The sequence below is a fragment of the Allobosea sp. 05T438 genome (assembly GCF_056396025.1).
Window position 1 is genome coordinate 396,636 of sequence record NZ_JBFTKQ010000004.1, and the last position, 17,376, is coordinate 414,011.

The following is a 17,376-nucleotide window of genomic DNA, read 5'->3' on the forward strand; positions in this document are numbered from 1 at the left end:
GGAACCGCGCCTCGATCGACCCGGTAAAATCCCTCACCAGGGTGTTGCGTGAGATGCGAAATGCCCAGCTATCGGCGCAATTGCCGAACTGCGCAGGCGAAATCGTCCTACCATTCGCCCAACAAAAAAGCCCCGCCAGCCAGAGCTGACGGGGCCATGGGGGCGTGCGCCGACGCTAGAAGCTGACCCTGAGCTGCGCCGATCCACCGATGCGGCTTCTGTTGGACGCAAGTTCGCCGTCGAGGTTGAGGCCAAGCGTGACGCGCTCGCTGAGCCTGGCGCTGATGCCGGCGGCAAGCAGCGCGCTGTTGCGGTCGGCTTTGGCGCCGGTGGCCGTGAAGGCCGCACCGGGGAGACCGACGAAGCTTGCGGTCAGCTCAGCATCGCGCTGGAAGTAATGCGCCCAGGCCGCCCGGACATAGCCGGTGACGGGAACCCCGGCGAAGACGCTGTCAGCGTCGAGTTGCACGCCGAGTTCGCTGCGCGAGGTCGTCTCGCTACGCCTGGCCAGGGCGAGCGCGCCCGCGCTGGCACCGGCCCAGTTCGCCTCCGTTACGGCCGGATTGCGTGTCCGCGTCGCCTGGACCGCGGCAAGCGGCGAGAAGCTCAATCCGTTCCAGGCGAACGCCGCCACGCTCGCCTGCAGGCGCCCGCTCCAGGCGGTGGTTTCGTAGGACGAGGACAGGCTCGAGCCCAGCGCCGGGATGCCGCGGCTGACGTCGTTGTCGAGCCGGGCATAGCTCGCCGCGGCACCAAGCTTCACCGGGCCGAGCTGCGTCACTCCGTAGAGGCCGGCCTGGAAGACGTCGGCGTCGATCTTGCCGAGCAGACCCGGCAGTGAGGCACGCGCCTTGCCGCCTGCCACCGCAACGCCGGCGACCGTGCCCGGCATCAGCCGCACGTCGATGCCGGTAGCGAGATGGGCGTCGTCGATCGTGCGCCGGGCCGAACCGACCGCAGCGTCTCCATCGGTGCGGCCATAGGAGCCGAAGGCCGAGCCCCAGACCGAATAGTTGGGCGCATTGAGCCGCGCCGGCGCGGGCGGCTGATCGGTGCCCTTGCGCACCAGCCCGGAGAAGGCGGCCGCCCCCGGCCCAGCCGCGCCGGTGCCGAGCCGGCCTGCCGCCATTGGATCGAGCATGGCGCGCAGGAACTGATCGGCCGCAGCATTCGCCATCGCCGGTGCGGCGGTGTGGATCTCGCCGGAGAGCTGGTTGACCGCGGCGGGGATCGCCGCCGCCGGCAGGTTGTAGATGCCGAACAGCGATGACGGGTTGCCCCCGGCCGCGACCGCCCCGTCGATCGCCGACGCCACCGCATAGGCGTTGGACGGTGCGACGACGCCGAGGCGGGGCGCGCCGGGTATGGGTGTCGTCGGGCCCACGACGATCGGCGCCAGCGGCTTCGGGGTCAGGGTGAGCTGCACGTCGGTCGCGGTGTAGTTCACCGCCGTGGTGACGCCATCGCCGAAGGAGCCGTTGGTCTCGACCGGGTTGAAGGTGCCGCTACGCCCGCTCTGGGCCGAGAGCAGCGTGTACGGGCTGTTGAAGCTGTAGGCGCCGCCGAGCGGAATGATCTTGAGCGTGCCGGCGAGCGCGGCCGTGCCGGTGACGTTGACCCGGTCCGAGACCGCGCCCTGCACCTCGGCCTCGTAGACAGAGCCTGAGCCGAGCGTCAGGTTGCCATTGACTGTCATCGTGCCCGGCGAGTTGCCCGGGGCCAGCGTGCCGGTGATCACAACGCCGGGAACCTGGCCGGTGCCGCTGAGACGGGCACCCGGCGCAATTGTGAGGCCGGACGAGGAAGCGATCGAGCCGTTGACGACAAGAGTGCCGCCGGTGATCGACGTTTCGCCGGTGTAAGTATGGTTCCCCGTCAAAGTCAGGGCACCCGGCCCTGCCTGCTCGACGCGCCCGCTGCCGGAAATGATGCCGGCATATGAAACGCTGTTCGAGCGGTTATAGACCAGCGCGCCGTTATTGTTGATCGCACCGACATACGAGCCTGTGCCGCCGAGCCAGCCCGAAGTGCCGCCGTTGCCAAGCTGAAGCGTGGTGCCCGCATCAATGGTGACAGGAGCCCGCGAACTGCTCGTTCCAGTCAGGATCAACCTACCACCGCCGGCAACGGAAATCGCGCTCGTGTTCGGCCCGGTCACAACCCCGGCATAGGTAGACTCGTTCGAGCGATTGAAGATGAGCGTGCCGTAATTGGTGATATCGCTCGTAATCGAACCGGAAGCTCCACCGTCGCCGATGCGGAGCGTTGCGCCAGCGGAAATGCCCGCACCTCCGGTAAAGTCGCTGGCACCCGTGAGGGTTTGCGTTCCGCCGGTAATCTGGAGGCCACCGGCGCCATGGATCGTGCCGGCGAAAGTTCCGGAGGCGCTATTCACGATCACGCCGGCTGCGCCGAGTTGAACCTCGCCACTCGACGCGCCCGTCAAAGCCTTGATCTGAGCGGAGGCCGCCGCGGTAACGTCGAACGTGCCATTCACCTCGACGCCACTAGAGGTGTTTATGCGCCCCTGGCCGGAGAGGGCGAGTGTGCTGCCCGAAGCGATGGTCGTGGCACCGGTATAGGTGTTCATGCCGGTCAGCGTGAGGACGCCCGGCCCCGTCAAGCCCACAGCGCCCGCACCCACGATCACGTTTGAAACCGTGACGTCCGTGGCCTGGGAGAAGGTCACGGAACCAGCCTGGACGGCAATGTTTCCGGAGAGCCCGGATGTCGCGTTCGACAGCGTGAGAGTGTTCGTTCCGCCGGTAAAGCGTAGCGCGTCAAGGCTGCCGCTTCCTGAACCAGCGGAAATTGTGCCGGAGTTTACGATTGTGAGGTTTTGCCCGCTGATCCCCACGCCCGCGGCACCTTGAGGTCCGTTGCCGGTGCCGCCGCTGCCGCCGGCGATCGAACCCGAATTCTCAATAGTTGCTCCCGTCGTCGTGTTGACCACAATGCCTGAGCCGCCCGTGCCGCCGGTGCCGTCGTCGAGACTAGCTTGATAACCGCTTCCCGCGCCGACGCCCCCATTGCCGCCCGTACCGCCATTGATCGAACCGCTGTTGACGATCGAGGTGCCGTCGAGCACGGCGCCGGCGCCGCCGCCGCCGCCGCCGCCGCCGCCGGCCCAATTTCCGGTGCCGGCTGCGTTGCCGCCATTGCCACCTCTGCCGCCGGTGATTGTCGATGTGTTGGTCAGTGTCGAAGCCACAGTGGCGCCACGCCCACCGCCACCGCCACCGCCGCCTGCGCCGACCAAGCCAGAGCTGCGGCCACCGCCGCCGCCGCTATCCGGGCCGCCGCCAGTGCCGGTCCCGGAACCGGTTGGCCCGGTTGCGCCACCAGCCGGGCCGCCGCCGGCGCCGCCGCCGCTATTGACGCCACCCACACCGCCGGAGCCGCCGACAAAACTCCCATCGCCAGCTAGGCCGCCGGTGCCACCAGAACCGCCCGTGCCGCCAACGGCATTTCCGCCGTCGCCACCGTTCGCGCCGGTAAACTGGGCGTTGGCCGCGCTGCTAAGCAAGCGTTACGGCTAGGATTGAGGCACTTCCCAACAGCACGGAAGCGGCTGCGCTCAAGGCGACAGCGCGGGTTTGACGAGGCGCAGGCATGGAATCGGTCTCGAATCGGCAAAGGCAACAGACCGGCAATGATTGCTTTTTGGGCAGTCCGCGACCACCCGAAATCGCCCATTAATGAAATGCCGCAATGGCCGTTGCTCGTTTCCCACACTCGTGCGGAGCCCTCAGTCGGATTGCGCCAGCAACCTTTGGGCAAAACTCGAATGAAGAGATTGTGCGACCGAACGGGAAGCGGTCGCTACGACTGCGCAGCAGTTCCTGGCGATCATCTCAGGAGTTCGTGTGATCGCATGACGAAAAGGGTCGGCCCCTTTTCGTAGACAGGACCAAGCTCGACAGCCGGCGCGCCGGCTTGTCTGCGAGGCGCCCGAAGCCGTCGTTCCGCGCTCAGACCAAGTTCGCCCGCATGATCTGCACGACTGTTCCGCCCCCGTGCGCCCCGGCCGCAAGCAGGCGCGCAGCAGCAGTCGCGATCACCCCGCGATACAGATGGAATCGGTCCAGGCAATCCCGGCCTGTCTCGATCGCATCCGGCTCAAGCTCGTTCAAAGTCGCATATCCGATCTGGCAGGTCGCCCGCTCGCGGCCATCCACCATGCAAAACCGAACGCTCTGCCTCCAGTGTTGGAGATCAGGTTCGGTGTGCTCATCAAAAATGAAAGCCATGGCTGTTTGCCCCGTGAATTCGAGGGCGAGGAAAGTCTCTATGGCAAGCGCTGCCGACAGAACGCCGCGCGGAACGCTCAAAATGTTCAATGCCGGCAGAACGGCAGAGTTCCATTGCGCGACAGGATTGTTGGGGAGGGCCGCCATGTCCGATCGGCGAGACCACGACTTCAGTGACATCGGCGACTGCTGCCCGAGGCGCTGGATGCCAAAGCCTCGGCCAGCACGCTAAGCAGGGCATGACGATGCCCAATGAGCCGATCTTCCGGACAAACGGAAGCGGAGCAACGAAGAAGGGCGGGAAGCCGCAGCCGCCCTCCCCGCACGCCTGCGATTGCGGACGCGCGCCTCCCTTTCACCGTTCGCGGAAGATGCGCGTCGCGTGATCCATGAACGGCTTGATCAGGTAGGACAGCGCCGTGCGTTCCTCGGTTGAGATGAAGACCTCGACGGGCATGCCGGGCAGCAGGCGGCGGTCGCCGAGGGCGATGGCGGCCTGCTCGATCTGGACCTCGCCGATATAGAAGCTCTGCCCGCTCACGGGATCCTTCGTCGTCGCCGGCGAGAGGTGCGTGAGCTTGCCGGCGACCTCCGGCGTGGTGTTGCGGCTGAAGGCCGAGAAGCGCATTCGCGCGGTCTGTCCGACGTGAACCTGGTCGACATCGCTCGGCCCGATACGGACTTCGACCATCAGGCGCGAATCCTTCGGGACGACTGTGGCAAGCCGCGCCGCCGGGGTGATCACGCCGCCGACGGTGAAGATCATCAACTCGTTGACCGTACCCGCGATCGGCGCCCGGATCTCCATCCGGGCCAGCCTATCCTCGTTGGCGACACGGCGGTCGTTCAGCTCGGAAATCCTGGCCTCGACCTGGCGCAACTCGCGCTGGGCCTCGGTCCTGGCGGTCTCGTCGATCGCGATGATCTGCAGGCGCGCATCGCTGATGCGCAGCTTGGCGCGGGCGAGCGTCGCGTCGATCTCGCCGCGCTCACCGAGCAGCCGGGCCCATTCGCGATTGATGTTGAAGACCTTGACGCCGTCGATGATGCCCTTTTCGAAGAGTTTCAGGTATTTGTGGCGCTCCAGATCGACGAGACGTATTTCTTCGATCTTGGCGACCTGACGCGCTTCCAGCCCGCGGATCTCCTCGCCCGACTGGACGATCGATATCTCCAGCTGCTCCTTGCGACTGTCGCGGTTGGCCTTGTTGCCCGCGAACAGCCGGCTTTCACCCTCGAGGATATGGCCGACTTCGTCCGAGAGCTTCGCGATCTCAGACGGATAGGTGACGCTCGCCAGGTTATCGCGCTCGGCGACGAGCCTGGCCTTGCGGCCGAGATTCTCCGCGAGCTGCGAGCGGATGATTGAGAGTTCGGCCCGGATCTGGACGTCGTCGAGGCGGAAGAGAACCTGCCCTTCCTCGACATGGTCGCCCTGGCGGACTGCTATCGACTGGACGATGCCGCCATCGCGATGCTGCACCTCCTTGAGGTTCTGGTCGATCTTGACCGCCCCCTGCGTGACGACGGCGCCGTTCAGCGCGGCGTTCGCGGCCCAGCCGCCACAGCCAACCACCAGCAGCAGGGCGAACGCCGAGCCGGCGACGACATGGCCGCGCAGCCCGAAGCTCAGGCGGCTGTCCCGCTTCTTGTTCGTGGCCTTCGCGAAGCCGGCCGTGAAATCGTGATTATGGGCGTTCATCGGCATTTTCTCCTCGCCGGCCGTTCGGTGCGGCCGGTTCTTGCCTCAGACGTAGTAGAGCTTGTGGTTGCCATAGATCTCGATCGAGAAGTCCTTCGCATCCTCCTGCTCGACATAGACGTCGACATAGGTGCGCTCGTCCTCGCCTATCTTCTCGATGCGAAAGCGGAAGGGGCGATTGTCGCTGTCGTCGCCGTAAGCCTGACCGAAGCCGTCGTCGTTCTCCCGGCGATCCCGGTCGTCATCGTCATCATCGTCGTCGCGGCGCGAGCGGAGCTGATACTGCTTGATGACGATGCGGTCCCCGGCCTCGAGATCGAGGATCTGGTGGACGAGATCCTGCGTCCGTTCGGCATCGTCGTCTCGCGTGAAGACGAAGCGGTCGTCGCCTTCGCCGCCCTTCAGCGTGACGGCCTTCTCTCCGACGATCAGGCAATCGTCGCCGCGGCCGCCGAGGATGGTTTCGAAGTCGATCACCGTATCCTCGCCGATCTCGACGCCGACGGCCTTGCCGCGCTTCAGATCGACCGTGACGCCCTGCCTGGTGGCGGAGAGATCGAGTGTGTCCTGCCCCTCTCCACCGTCGTAGCAGTCGGCGTCGGCATCCGCCGTAGCGACGATCCAGTCGTCACCCGCCCCACCCTCCACCCGGTCGGAGCCCGCACCGCCGTCGAGAACGTCATCGCCGCCGCCGCCGGCGATGGTATCGGTCCCCTCTCCGCCGAAAACGCGGTCGTTGCCACCGCCGGCCGAGACCCAATCGTCGCCGGGACCGGCATCGACGAGGTCGTTGCCATCGCCGAGGGTCACGCGGTCGTTGCCGCTGCCGGCGAGCACGATGTTGTTGCCGTCACCGGCCGTGACGGTGTCGTCGCCGCCGCCGGCATCGATAATGTTGTCCCCGGAGCCGCCGTCGACCGTATCGTCGCCGTCGCCGCCATCGATGATGTCGTCGCCCTCGCCCCCGGTGATCACGTCATTGCCCGCGCCGCCACAGATCGTGTCGTGGCCGTCGCCGCCATGCAGGCTGTCATTGCCGGCGCCGCCATGGATGATGTCGTTGCCCGCGCCGCCGAAGACGATGTCCTCGCCGGCTCCCGCGTCGATCTGATCGTCCCCTGCGCCACCGACGATGTGATCGTTGCCGGCTCCGGTCACGACGATGTCGTTTCCGCCGCGCGCGTCGACGATGTCATTGCCGGCTAGGCCTGTGATCCGGTCTCCGCATTCGCTGCCGAGCAGCCGGTCGTCGCCGGGGGCGCCGACGATCTCCTGATATTCGAGCACGCGCAGCGTCGCCGTCTGGCGCACATAATCCTCACCATCGCTGATCCAGTAAGACAGCGTGACCGTGCCGTACCAGCCCGCCTGCGGCTTGAACGTCCAGCCACCCTCGGCGACGGTGAGCTGGCCATAGGAGGCCTTGAGCCCAACGACGGAGAGCGGGTCGGCATCGGCGTCGGTCGCGCCCATGAGCAGGGCAAGGCTGGCAATCATCAGGGTCTGGCAACCGCCGATATCGGCCAGCTGGACCGGGCCTGAGACGCGCGGGGCGCGATTGCGCGCCTCCCCCGGCGGGTCGTCGCCATCATCGTCCTCGTCCGCCCCCCCGCCGCCAGCGTTCGGGCCTGGACCCGGACCACGGGTGTCCGGGCCGGGGTCCACGCTGTGATCCGTTTCGGCCTGCCGCGCCGGAGTGCCGCCACCCCGCGCCTCGGAGCCGCCGCCATCGATTGCACTCAGGGTGAAACTGCGCCAGCCATTGTCGTTGTTCGCCATGAAGCCCACGCCGAACTCGAGGATCGGCGAGGGATAGCGCGGCAGCGGCAGCTGGCTGTAATCGATCAGCCGCGAGTCGATGTTGAGGAAGTCCGGCAGGCCCGGTACGCTGAGGCCAAGCCCGCCCGAGCCTATCGCCTCGGCATCGGCCGGCTCCTTGCCCAGCGAACCGGTCTCGTCGACCTCCTCGCCCGAGGCCGGCAACGGTTCCTCGCCTTCGGCCAGGGACGGCTTGCGCGGGGCTTCCCCCGCCTGGGCATTTTCCTTCGTGGCGGGGGGCGCCGCCGCGTCGGTTTTCGCCTGGCCGGGGAACAGGCTCTTGAGATAGATCGCCACCGCGGTGATGGCGAGCGCGAGCACGCCGGGCCAGCGCGGCGCGGGCGCGGATTCGGCCTGCGCCTTGCGATAGATCTGTGCCGCGTCGGGAGCCTGAGGCTCCGTCGCCTTCTTGGTCTTGATCGTGATCATGCCGGCACCCGGCCGTGAAGGGCCCCCGGATGCTCGCCGAACCCGACCGCTCGCGGCATGGAAACGGCGCGCTCGCTGCCGGCCTGGGCCGGCGCCGGAGCGCTGGCCGCAGCACGCGGCTGGGTCGGGGCGAGCACCTTGTCGCGCGGGCCGAAGGCGACGAGCTTGCCCGCCTGGATCAGCCCGACATCGTCCACGGCCTGGAGCGCGCTCGGGCGATGGGCGACGATGACGACGATGCCGCCGCGCGCCTTAACCTGCTCGATCGCGGCCGTCAGCGCCGCCTCGCCCTCGCCGTCGAGGTTGGAATTGGGTTCGTCCATGACGACAAGGAAGGGATTGCCGTAGAGCGCACGGGCTAGACCGATGCGCTGGCGCTGGCCAGCCGACAGGGCAGTGCCCTGCGGGCCGAGTTGGGTCTTGTAGCCCTGGGGCAGCCGCAGGATCATCTCGTGAATGCCTGCGGCCATCGCCGCCGCGACGACCTCGGCCGGATCGGCGTTCTCGGCCAGGCGCGAGATGTTCTCCTCGACGGTGGCATCGAGGAGCGCGACCTCCTGCGGCAGGTAGCCGAGATGGCGGCCGAGCGTTTCCTCCGGCCATTGCTCGAGCTCGGCGCCGTCGAGGCGCACCGCGCCGCGCAGGATCGGCCAGATGCCGGTGATCGCCCGGACCAACGTGGTCTTGCCTCCACCGCTCGGCCCAATGATGCCCACAGCCCTGCCGGCCTGGATATCGAAGCTCGCCTCGCTCAGGAGCACCTGGCCGCTGCCGGGTGCCGCCACCGTGATCTTGTCGACCTTCAGCGCATGGCGCGGCGCCGGCAGTTCCATCGGCTCGACGGCCTTGCTCAGCGCCGTCATGGTCTCGCGCAGGCGCTGGAAAGCCATGCGGGCGGCGACGAAAGGCTTCCAGTTGGCGATCGCCTGATCGACCGGCGCGAGCGCCCGGGCGGAGGCGACGGAAGCCGCGATGATCGCACCGGCGGAGAGCTCGCCCTTGATCGTCAGGTAGGCGCCGAGCCCCAGGGTCGCCGATTGCAGGACCATGCGCAGCACGCGCGAGATCGCGCCGAAGGTGCCGCCGAGATCGCTGGAGCGGGTCTGGAGCAGCAGGTGCTCGCGGTTGACCTCGTCGAAGCGCTCGACAGCGCGCGGCGCGAAGCCCATCGCCTTGAGAACCTCGGCATTGCGGGCGTTGCTGTCGGCGATGGCACCGCGCGCGACCGCCGCCTGCCGGGTCTCGTTGTTGATGCGGCGGGTCATCACCTCGCTGAGCAGCGTCAGCAGAGTCAGCACGAGGGCGCCAGCCAGCGTCAGTCCGCCCAGCCAGGGGTGCAGGAAGTAGACGAAGGCCAGATAGAGCGGGATCCAGGGTAGGTCGAACAGCGCGCCGGGCCCCTGCCCGCCCAGGAAACTGCGGACCGTGTCCACGTCGCGGCCCCGCTCCATCGCCTCGGCTGTCGAGAAGCCGAAGCGCGGCATGTCGATGGTGACGCGATGCGCAATCGGCGCGATCTCCTTGTCGAAGCGCGCACCGACACGCACCAGCACCTGCGAGCGGATGACGTCGAAGCAGCCCTGGAAGAGGTAGAGGCCGATGGCGAGCGCCGAGAGCGCCGCCAGCGTCTGGAGGCTGCCGCTGGTGAGCGCCCGGTCGTAGACCTGCATCATGTAGAAGGAGCCGGTCAGCGCCAGCACGTTGATGAGGCCGGAGACGGCAAAGAGGAAGAGCGCGATGCTGCGCAGCCCGCGCGTCAGCCGGGCGGCGTCGCGCTTGCGAGCGGAGGAGAGCGTCTTGGACGGTGCCATTCTGGCCCCCGAGAACAATGAGTGAAAGAGAAGGATCGGGCGGGCGGCCCCCCGGTCCGCCCGCCCGCCGCCGGTTCGATCAGACGATGAAGCTGTTGGCGGTCAGGTTGTGACTGCCCTTCAGGTTGATCTGGAACTCGGCATCGGTCGCCGCATCGACGTTGCCCTTGACGATGGTGTACTGGCCATCTGCCCGGGTCTCGTAGGTGACCGTGAGCTGGCCCGAGGCAGTGAAGCTTGCGCCATTGACCAGAGTGAAGCTCTGGTTGCCGGCCTGGCTCGCATCCGCGTCGATCGCGCTCAGGTCGAGACGATCACCGGGCTGGAAGTCGAGGATGGTGTCGCCATCCGCGCCCGTCGTGCTGAGGAAGCGGAAGGTGTCGTTGCCGGTGCCGCCCTCCATCACGTTCACCGCTTCGCTGGCGGTGATCGTGTCGTTGCCCGAGCCGGTCGCGACGTTCTCTATGCTCCACAGCGTGTCGGTGCCGCTCTCGCTGCTGACCGCGCTGCCGCGTCCGAGCAGGCCATTGCCGAGATCGACGGTGAGGTTCGCCGTGATCGCCGAGAGATCGAGCGTGTCGATGCCGCTGCCGCCGTCGGTGTTGTCGCCGAAATAGGTGTCGTCACCGTCGCCGGCCGCGCCGACGATGAGATCGTCGCCATCGCCCGCAACCACCGTGTCATTGCCGACACCGGCATCGATCAGATCGTCGCCTGCCCCGCCGAAGATCCGGTCGTTGCCGGCCTCGCCATAGAGCATGTCGGCTCCTCCGCCGCCGAAGACCTGGTCGTCGCCTGCCCCGGCAAAGACCACGTCGCGGCCGTCTCCGGCGTCGACGAAGTCCGCCCCGTCCCCGGCCGAGATCGCATCGGCGCCGGCATTGCCGATCAGGGTGTCGTCGCCGGCGAGGCCGACGAGGTTGTCGGCGCCCGCCGTGCCGACCAGGACATCCGCCGCCGCCGTGCCGGTGCGCAACGCGCCGCCGGTCGTGGGATTGGGCGCCGGCGTGCCCGGACCATCGTCATCGTCGTCGCAGCCACAGGACGGATCGTCGTCATCGTCCCCGCCACCGTCGGGCGTATCGTCATCGTCCTCGTGATCGTCGTCGTCGTCGTCGTCATCATCATCGTCGTCGCCGGCGATGCGAACATGCTGAACGCCGTCGCTGGAGAAGGTCACCGCGTGGTTCGGCCCTTCCAGGGTGATGGTGCCGTCGCCGTTGTCGATGACGTCGTAGTCGTCGATGCTCGAGCCTTCCGGCAGCTCGACGACATCCTGCGGGCGCATTGTGCCGACGATGGTGTCCCGTCCGCCATTGCTGCGGAAGACGATCCGGTGGGCCGAGGTGAGGCTTGAAATGTCGACGACATCGTCCCCGGCCGAGCCCTCGATGGTGATCGTCGAGTAATTCAGGCTCGTGCTGTCGAAATTGCCGATGACCTGGATCGTGTCGGCTCCGCTGCTGCCTGCATCCGGCCCGCCGTTGCCGTTGTTGGCGGTCACGTTCAGCGAGCCGACGGAGATCTCCTCGATGTCATCGAGTTCCGCGACGACGCTTTCGACGCCGTTGACGGTCCGGGTGATGACGATCTCCGTCGAGGCGAGGAATGTGGTGTTCAGTGTTGCCGCAAGACCCGAATTCTGACCGGCAGTGACGGCATAGATGCGGAACAGCTCCGCGCCTTGGACGCCGGTCAGCACATAGGTATCGGTGCCGGCGCCGCCATCGATGATGTCGCGGCCCTGATTGCTGGTCTGGTTGATCGTATCGTTGCCGCCGCCGGCGAAGATGATGTCGTTGCCGGCGCCACCGTTGAGCGTGTTGGCCGCGTTGTCGCCGACGAGGATATCGTTTCCATCGCCGCCGTTGATGGTGTTGTCGTCACGCACGACCGTAACGCTGGCCGTATCGGTGCCGGTGCCGCGGTAGGTGAAGGACCCGCCGTTGTTGCCATTGCCGTTGCCGGTATCGGTGATCGTCACGCCGTTTGTGCCGAGTGTAGCGGTCAGGCTGTTGGTCGCCGTGATCGCTGCAATCGCCATCGGGCTGTCGGGATCGACGTCATTGGCCAGCAGCGCCCAGTTCGGGATCGTGAACGGGTTGCCGTTGGTCCAGCTGGTCACGATGCGGTCGTTGTTGGCGACCATCGGGTCGTCCACCGCGACGACATTGATCGTCGCCGTCGCCGCCTGGCTGTCGCGGATGCCGTCATTGACCGTGACTTCGATTGTCCGCGGGGCGGTGCCCGGATTGTCGGAGCTGCTGGAGAAGCGGACGGAGTCGAGCGCCCGCTGATAGTCCGCAGCACTCGCCTGGCCGGTCAGCAGGAGGACGATCTCGCCGTTGACGACCGTCTGCGCCACGGCGATGGCGGCGGGGCGGCCGTTGGCGGTCGTCGCCGAAAGCGTGTCGCCGGCGGCCATGTTCTTTAGGACGACGCGGGCCGACGCGATCGTGTTGCTTCCGGAAATGCCGGAGAGGCTGGAAATGCCAACCGCGGCCTGGTTTTCGGTGAACGTACCGGTCCAGCCCGTCGATCCGTCATTGGATGGCGTGGTGTACTGCACGTTCACATTGTCGATCAGGACGGACTCGTTGTTGTTGTTCACCCCGCTGAAGACGAAACGGACCGCCGAACTGGCCGAGAACGGGCCAGTCAAGATCAGGTTGGCCGTGCCGCCGCCGGAGGCGCCGTCGATCGTTTGCACCGTGGTGAAGTTGGTGCCGTCCGCTGAGAACTGCACCAGCAGGTTCTCGCCGTTGTCGAGGCCGCTTTCGTCGTAGTTGAAGCTCAGCGTCGCGGTGCCCGCACCGACCATGGACAGATCGACCGTTCGGGTGATGGAAGCCCCCGGCGTCGTCGAGCCCTGGCCCGTATCCTGCCGGAATTCAAGCTGGCCTCCGCTGATCCGGATCTCGCCGGTGGTCGCGGCGTTCGTCGCGCGGTCTCCGGTCTCGGTCCAGGCCGTCGCCCATGTCGCCGTTCCGTTCGAGTTCGCATAGTTCGCGGAACCGAAGGTGTCGCGGTAGTTCGCGCTGTCATAGGCGTGGAGGTCGACCGTCGGACCGCGAAGATCGAGCACGCGGTCAGCGAACTGGATGCGTTCGATGTTGAACAGCCGGTCGGTGCCCTCGGATTCGAGATTGCGGCCGGTCGCGGTATCGATCATGCCCACTGTCGGATTGACGTGGGCGACCGTGACGCTGCCGTCGGTGTTATAGGTGATCTCGTAGTTCTCGAAGTTGTCGTAGTAGACCGCCGTATCGACGTCGCCTTCCCTGCCGCCGTCGAGGATCTCGCGGATGACCTGCAGCTGTCGCGGCTTGATCTCGCCGGAGAACAGGCGGGTCTGGATCTGCGCGATCGAGTCGATGCTGAAGGCGGACCAGCTCTGGCCGCGCGTTTCATCGGGCGAGACCAGGATGCGGACATTCAGCCACTTGTCGCCGTCGATGATGTCGTTGCCGCCCATGCCGCGAATCGTGTCCGAACCGCCGCCGCCGAGGATGATGTCCGAACCATCGGACGTATCCATGACGGCGATCTCCCTCGCCCCTGCGGGATCGATCGGGTTGCCGTCCGCGCCCAGATTGTGCGGATTGTAGATTGTGAAGCGCTGGAGGTGGGCGACGAGCTCGCGCAGCCCCTCGATCCGGTCGACATTCTTCTCGAGCAAGGCGTTCGAGAAGCTTTCGATCGGCGCGTCAGGATCGACCTGCGTGGCGTTGCCATTGGGGTCGTACCCGCCGATCACCACGTCGCGCCCGGTCAGCTTGTCGTTGCGGTCCCAGCCCGAAAGCCCCTCGACCAGATCGTAGCGGTCGCGCAGGATGTTGTTCTGCTGGTTGACGAAGATGCTGATGTTCATGTTCGCATCAGCGTCGTAGTTATTGTTCTTGAACGTCGTCCAGTCGAAGCCGGCCATGCCGTTCGAGCGGTTGACGCCGATCCCCTGCACCATGATGTCGTCGCCGGATTCCGCGTCGAAATCGGTGTCGTTCTCGCCGGCGATCATCACGTCGTGGCCGATGATGCGCGAGTTGAAGAACAGCTGGGAATTGTCGCCGGTCAGGGTCGTCATGTTGCCCTGAGCCTCCATCCAGTCGTCGCCCTCGTTGCCGAGGATCGCGCCGCCGCCGCCCGTCGGCGCCCGGATGAAGTCGTTGCCCTGGCCTCCGGACAGGGTCTTCTGATCCTCGCCGCCGGTCAGCACGTCATTGCCGTCGCCACCGAAGATCAGGTCGAGGCCCATGCCGCCGTTGATGACGTCGTCGCCGCCCTCGCCCTTGATCACATCGCTGGCGCCGATATCGGTGCCGCTGTCGGTGATGATGTCGTCGCCGTCGCCGCCATGCAGGTGGTCGACGCCGAAGCCGCCCTCGATGCGGTCATCGCCGCCCTCGCCCCAGATGGTGTCGTCGCCCGTGCCGCCGATCAGGGTTTCGCCGGCATTCGTGCCGCCGAGCACGACATGCTGATCACCCGTGAAGCGCAGATAGTTCGTGCCGCGGACGACCAGGGATTCCGTGCCGGTGACGGCGGAGATGACGTCTGCCTCTCGTGTCGGATCCGCATTGCCGATGCCATGGTTCCACTGCTTGGACTGATCCATGGTGATGATGTAGTCGGCAGTCTGGAACGCGGCGCCGTTGATATGCAGACCGCTGTCCTCGGTGTCCGTATTGCGGCGGATCAGATCCGCGAAGCTGTCGGCCTCCAGCTGATTGAGCAGGTTCAGGCCCTGCGTGCGGCTGAGATAGTAGAACCGGTCGCCGTTCTGCAGGTTCTGGATCTGGAGTTCGAAGACAAAGGTGAAGGTCGAGCCGAGCATGCCGCCGAAGGGCATCAATTGTTCGGCGAGGCCGCCGATCCAGAAGTCGACCTTGTTGAGGCCTGTTTCGCGGGTTGCCCAGCTGCCGGTGGCGTTGAGGTAGTCAAGGCGGGCCTGCCGTTCCGCGGATGTCTCGCCGGAGACGCCGAAGACCAGGTCCCAGGCGGCATCGCGCTTCGCCTCGGCTGTCGTCGCACCGGTGATCGTCTCGTGGGTGCCGTAGGCCGCGATGAAATTGACGATCGAGAGCGGGTTCTTGATGTGCTGGGCGAAATCAGCCCAGCTCGCATAGGGCTTGAGATAGCTGTCGTTGGTCTGTTCGAAGATCTGGCGCCGCGCCTCGTTGAGCGAGGGGATGCCGGTTTCCCGGGCGCGGGTCATGTTCACTGCGGCAAGGTCGAGCGGCAGGCCGACGAGATTGTTGCGCAGCGCGCTGGTCAGGAACTCGTCGATCTCGTTGCCGGCCTGCTGGGACATACCCCGCAGGATTGCGCCCGAGGCAGCGTGGGCGTCGACGCCCGCATTGTCGAAGGCGAGAGGGTTGAGGAACGCCTGGATCAGGCCAAGCTCCGACGGGGCCGCCGCCCCCTGGGCGTTAAGCCCGAGCATCTCGACGTTCTCGTTCAGCATCGAGTGGCCGAAGCGGTAGACGACCTGCGCAAACTCCTCGAAGATCCGGCTGTCGACCTCGACGGAGTGCGAGAAGACGAAAGCGTCGATCTGCGGCGCAACGGCGCGCACGAACTCCTCGAAGACGAGGTGCTGGTAGACCATCTCGGTCGAGAAGCGCGCCGCCTGGAAGAGACGCTCGCCATCCCAGACGAGCGCGCTTGCGTCGGTCGGGAACGTCGTGACGTCGACCAGCAGCCATTCGTTGATCAGCGCGAGATCGCCTTCGGCCAGCAGCGTCTCCTTGATCGCGTTGACCTGCCGGTTGTGCTCGCTGTGAAAGACCGTATGCGTCGCCGTCAGCGCGATGTTCTCGTTGCCACGACCGTCTCCGACGACGAAATGGGCGTTCAGCAGCTCATCATCATAAGTAAGATTGAAGCCGAACACGTTGGGAACGATCGGATTTCCGGCGACGCCATCGGCGTCGGGCAACACCTCGACCGGCGCGGTTGCGGGATTGCGGTCGTGATCGATCGGCGCGCTTGGCACGGCATTGTGGGCGATGTCGTTGAGGAATGCGCGGCCCGCGCCCAGGCTGGTCAGCCCATCCAGCGGTTGCTGGAGGTTGCCTTCGACGGGGCCGGACGCAGTGACCATCAGCGGCAAGCCGTTAGCGCCGCGAACGAACTCGCCGTAGAGGTCCGTCACGAGCAGCGGCACGCTGTGAACGTTGAGGTCTTTCAGCTCGATGCCCAGCATGTTCCGGGCCTGAGCCTTGATGTCGGCCCAGGTCGGCGGTCCGCCGGTCGCGCTCGCCAGCATCTCGCCGGTCGCCATCGGCTTGCCGTTGACCATAACATATTCGCGCAGGAACACCTGGTGCGACGGGTTGGAGGTGTAGACCTGATTGAGGTCGATCCACGGCGTCGTCTCGTTGCGGTGTTCGCGAATGTCGTCGGCCGTGCCGAGCTGTCCATCCGGTCCCGGATCGTTGGTGGCGCGGGTCAGCACCATGAAGTTCGTCGCGCTTCCCGGGACGTAGAGCGGATCGTCCGGCTGCAGCGGGATGATGACGTTTCCGCTTCCGCCCTTCGAGGTGAGGTCGAGGCCGTGATCGAAGAACTGGCCGAAAATCGTCATGAAGCCGTTGAAGGAGGCGGTGTCGCCGAGATCGGCCGCGATGTTCTTGATGAAGACGTTGTCGCCATCCATCGTCACGCCATGCGAGGTGACTTCGTCGAGCACCGCCTGTTCCGCAGCCGCCGCAGCAGCAGCGGCAGCCGCCGTCGCGGCAGCGCCCGTCGGGATCGCGTCGCGAGCCGCCACCGCATCCGCCAGCGCTTCGGTCGCCTGCGCGAGATCGCCGTTCGCGGCAGTAAGGGTCGCGTTGGCAGCAGCGAGATCGCCCGCAGCCTCATCGGCCTCTGCCTGCGCCGCCCCCACCCCGTCGGACAACGCCTGCTGCTGTGAAACCGCGGTCTGCAGCGTCGCGACGTTAGCCGCATGCTGCGCCTGGGCTGAGTTGAGGGCGGCCATCGCGTCCTCGTGGCCCTCGACAGCGAGGGCATGCGCGATTTGCGCATCTTCCCGCACGTCTGCCGCCGCCGCAAACGCTGCGGCATTGGCGGGCGTCGGGTTGGCCTGGAATGCGCTGAGCGCAGCGGATTCCGCTGCCTGCGCCAGGCCGAGCTCGGCAAACGCCGTGTTCTTGGCAATCTCGGCCTCGGCGGCTGCAGCCGCCGCGGTCTGGCTGGCGACCAGCGAAGTGGCCGCAGCCTGCTGCGCAGCGGCAAGGACGGGCGCGTGCGCATTCCGCGCCGCAATGGCCGAGGCCAGGGCCGCGGCGGCGGCGCTGGCGGCGCTCGCGGCGCTGGCCTGCTGCGCCGTGACGGTATCGACCGCAGCCTGCGCTGCATTCCG

The 17,376-nt window shown here is 66.6% G+C and carries 5 protein-coding genes and 1 pseudogene; all 6 read right to left on the reverse strand.

Annotated features, from left to right (window positions below):
• Positions 1-175: 175 nt before the first annotated feature.
• On the reverse strand, positions 176-3,526 hold the full coding sequence (locus AC1DIN_RS12490) for an autotransporter outer membrane beta-barrel domain-containing protein (protein ID WP_476810036.1): 3,351 nt from the start codon (positions 3,524-3,526) through the stop codon (positions 176-178).
• Positions 3,527-3,971: 445 nt separating this feature from the next.
• Positions 3,972-4,397, reverse strand: coding sequence for a DUF1488 family protein (locus AC1DIN_RS12495; RefSeq protein WP_476766004.1), 426 nt, complete (start codon positions 4,395-4,397; stop codon positions 3,972-3,974).
• A gap of 208 nt (positions 4,398-4,605) precedes the next feature.
• The gene (locus tag AC1DIN_RS12500) at positions 4,606-5,952 is read right to left on the reverse strand and encodes an HlyD family type I secretion periplasmic adaptor subunit (RefSeq protein WP_476810037.1); all 1,347 of its coding nucleotides are present in this window, start codon (positions 5,950-5,952) and stop codon (positions 4,606-4,608) included.
• Between the two features lie 45 nt (positions 5,953-5,997).
• A complete protein-coding gene (locus AC1DIN_RS12505) occupies positions 5,998-8,199 on the reverse strand; it encodes a cadherin-like domain-containing protein (RefSeq protein ID WP_476810038.1) in 2,202 nt (733 codons plus the stop codon).
• Entirely contained in the window at positions 8,196-10,010 is a 1,815-nt protein-coding gene (locus tag AC1DIN_RS12510; RefSeq protein ID WP_441470332.1) for a type I secretion system permease/ATPase, read from the reverse strand. The genes AC1DIN_RS12505 and AC1DIN_RS12510 overlap by 4 nt, the downstream gene beginning before the upstream one ends.
• A 79-nt stretch (positions 10,011-10,089) precedes the next feature.
• A pseudogene (locus AC1DIN_RS12515) lies at positions 10,090-16,665 on the reverse strand (peroxidase family protein); the annotation flags it as partial.
• Positions 16,666-17,376: the final 711 nt, after the last annotated feature.

Excerpts from the sequence above, each read along its gene's own strand:
- AC1DIN_RS12495 (WP_476766004.1), bottom strand. The coding sequence starts at position 4,397 with ATGGCGGCCCTCCCCAACAATCCTGTCGCGCAATGGAACTCTGCCGTT.
- AC1DIN_RS12500 (WP_476810037.1), bottom strand. The coding sequence starts at position 5,952 with ATGAACGCCCATAATCACGATTTCACGGCCGGCTTCGCGAAGGCCACG.
- AC1DIN_RS12505 (WP_476810038.1), bottom strand. The coding sequence starts at position 8,199 with ATGATCACGATCAAGACCAAGAAGGCGACGGAGCCTCAGGCTCCCGAC.
- AC1DIN_RS12510 (WP_441470332.1), bottom strand. The coding sequence starts at position 10,010 with ATGGCACCGTCCAAGACGCTCTCCTCCGCTCGCAAGCGCGACGCCGCC.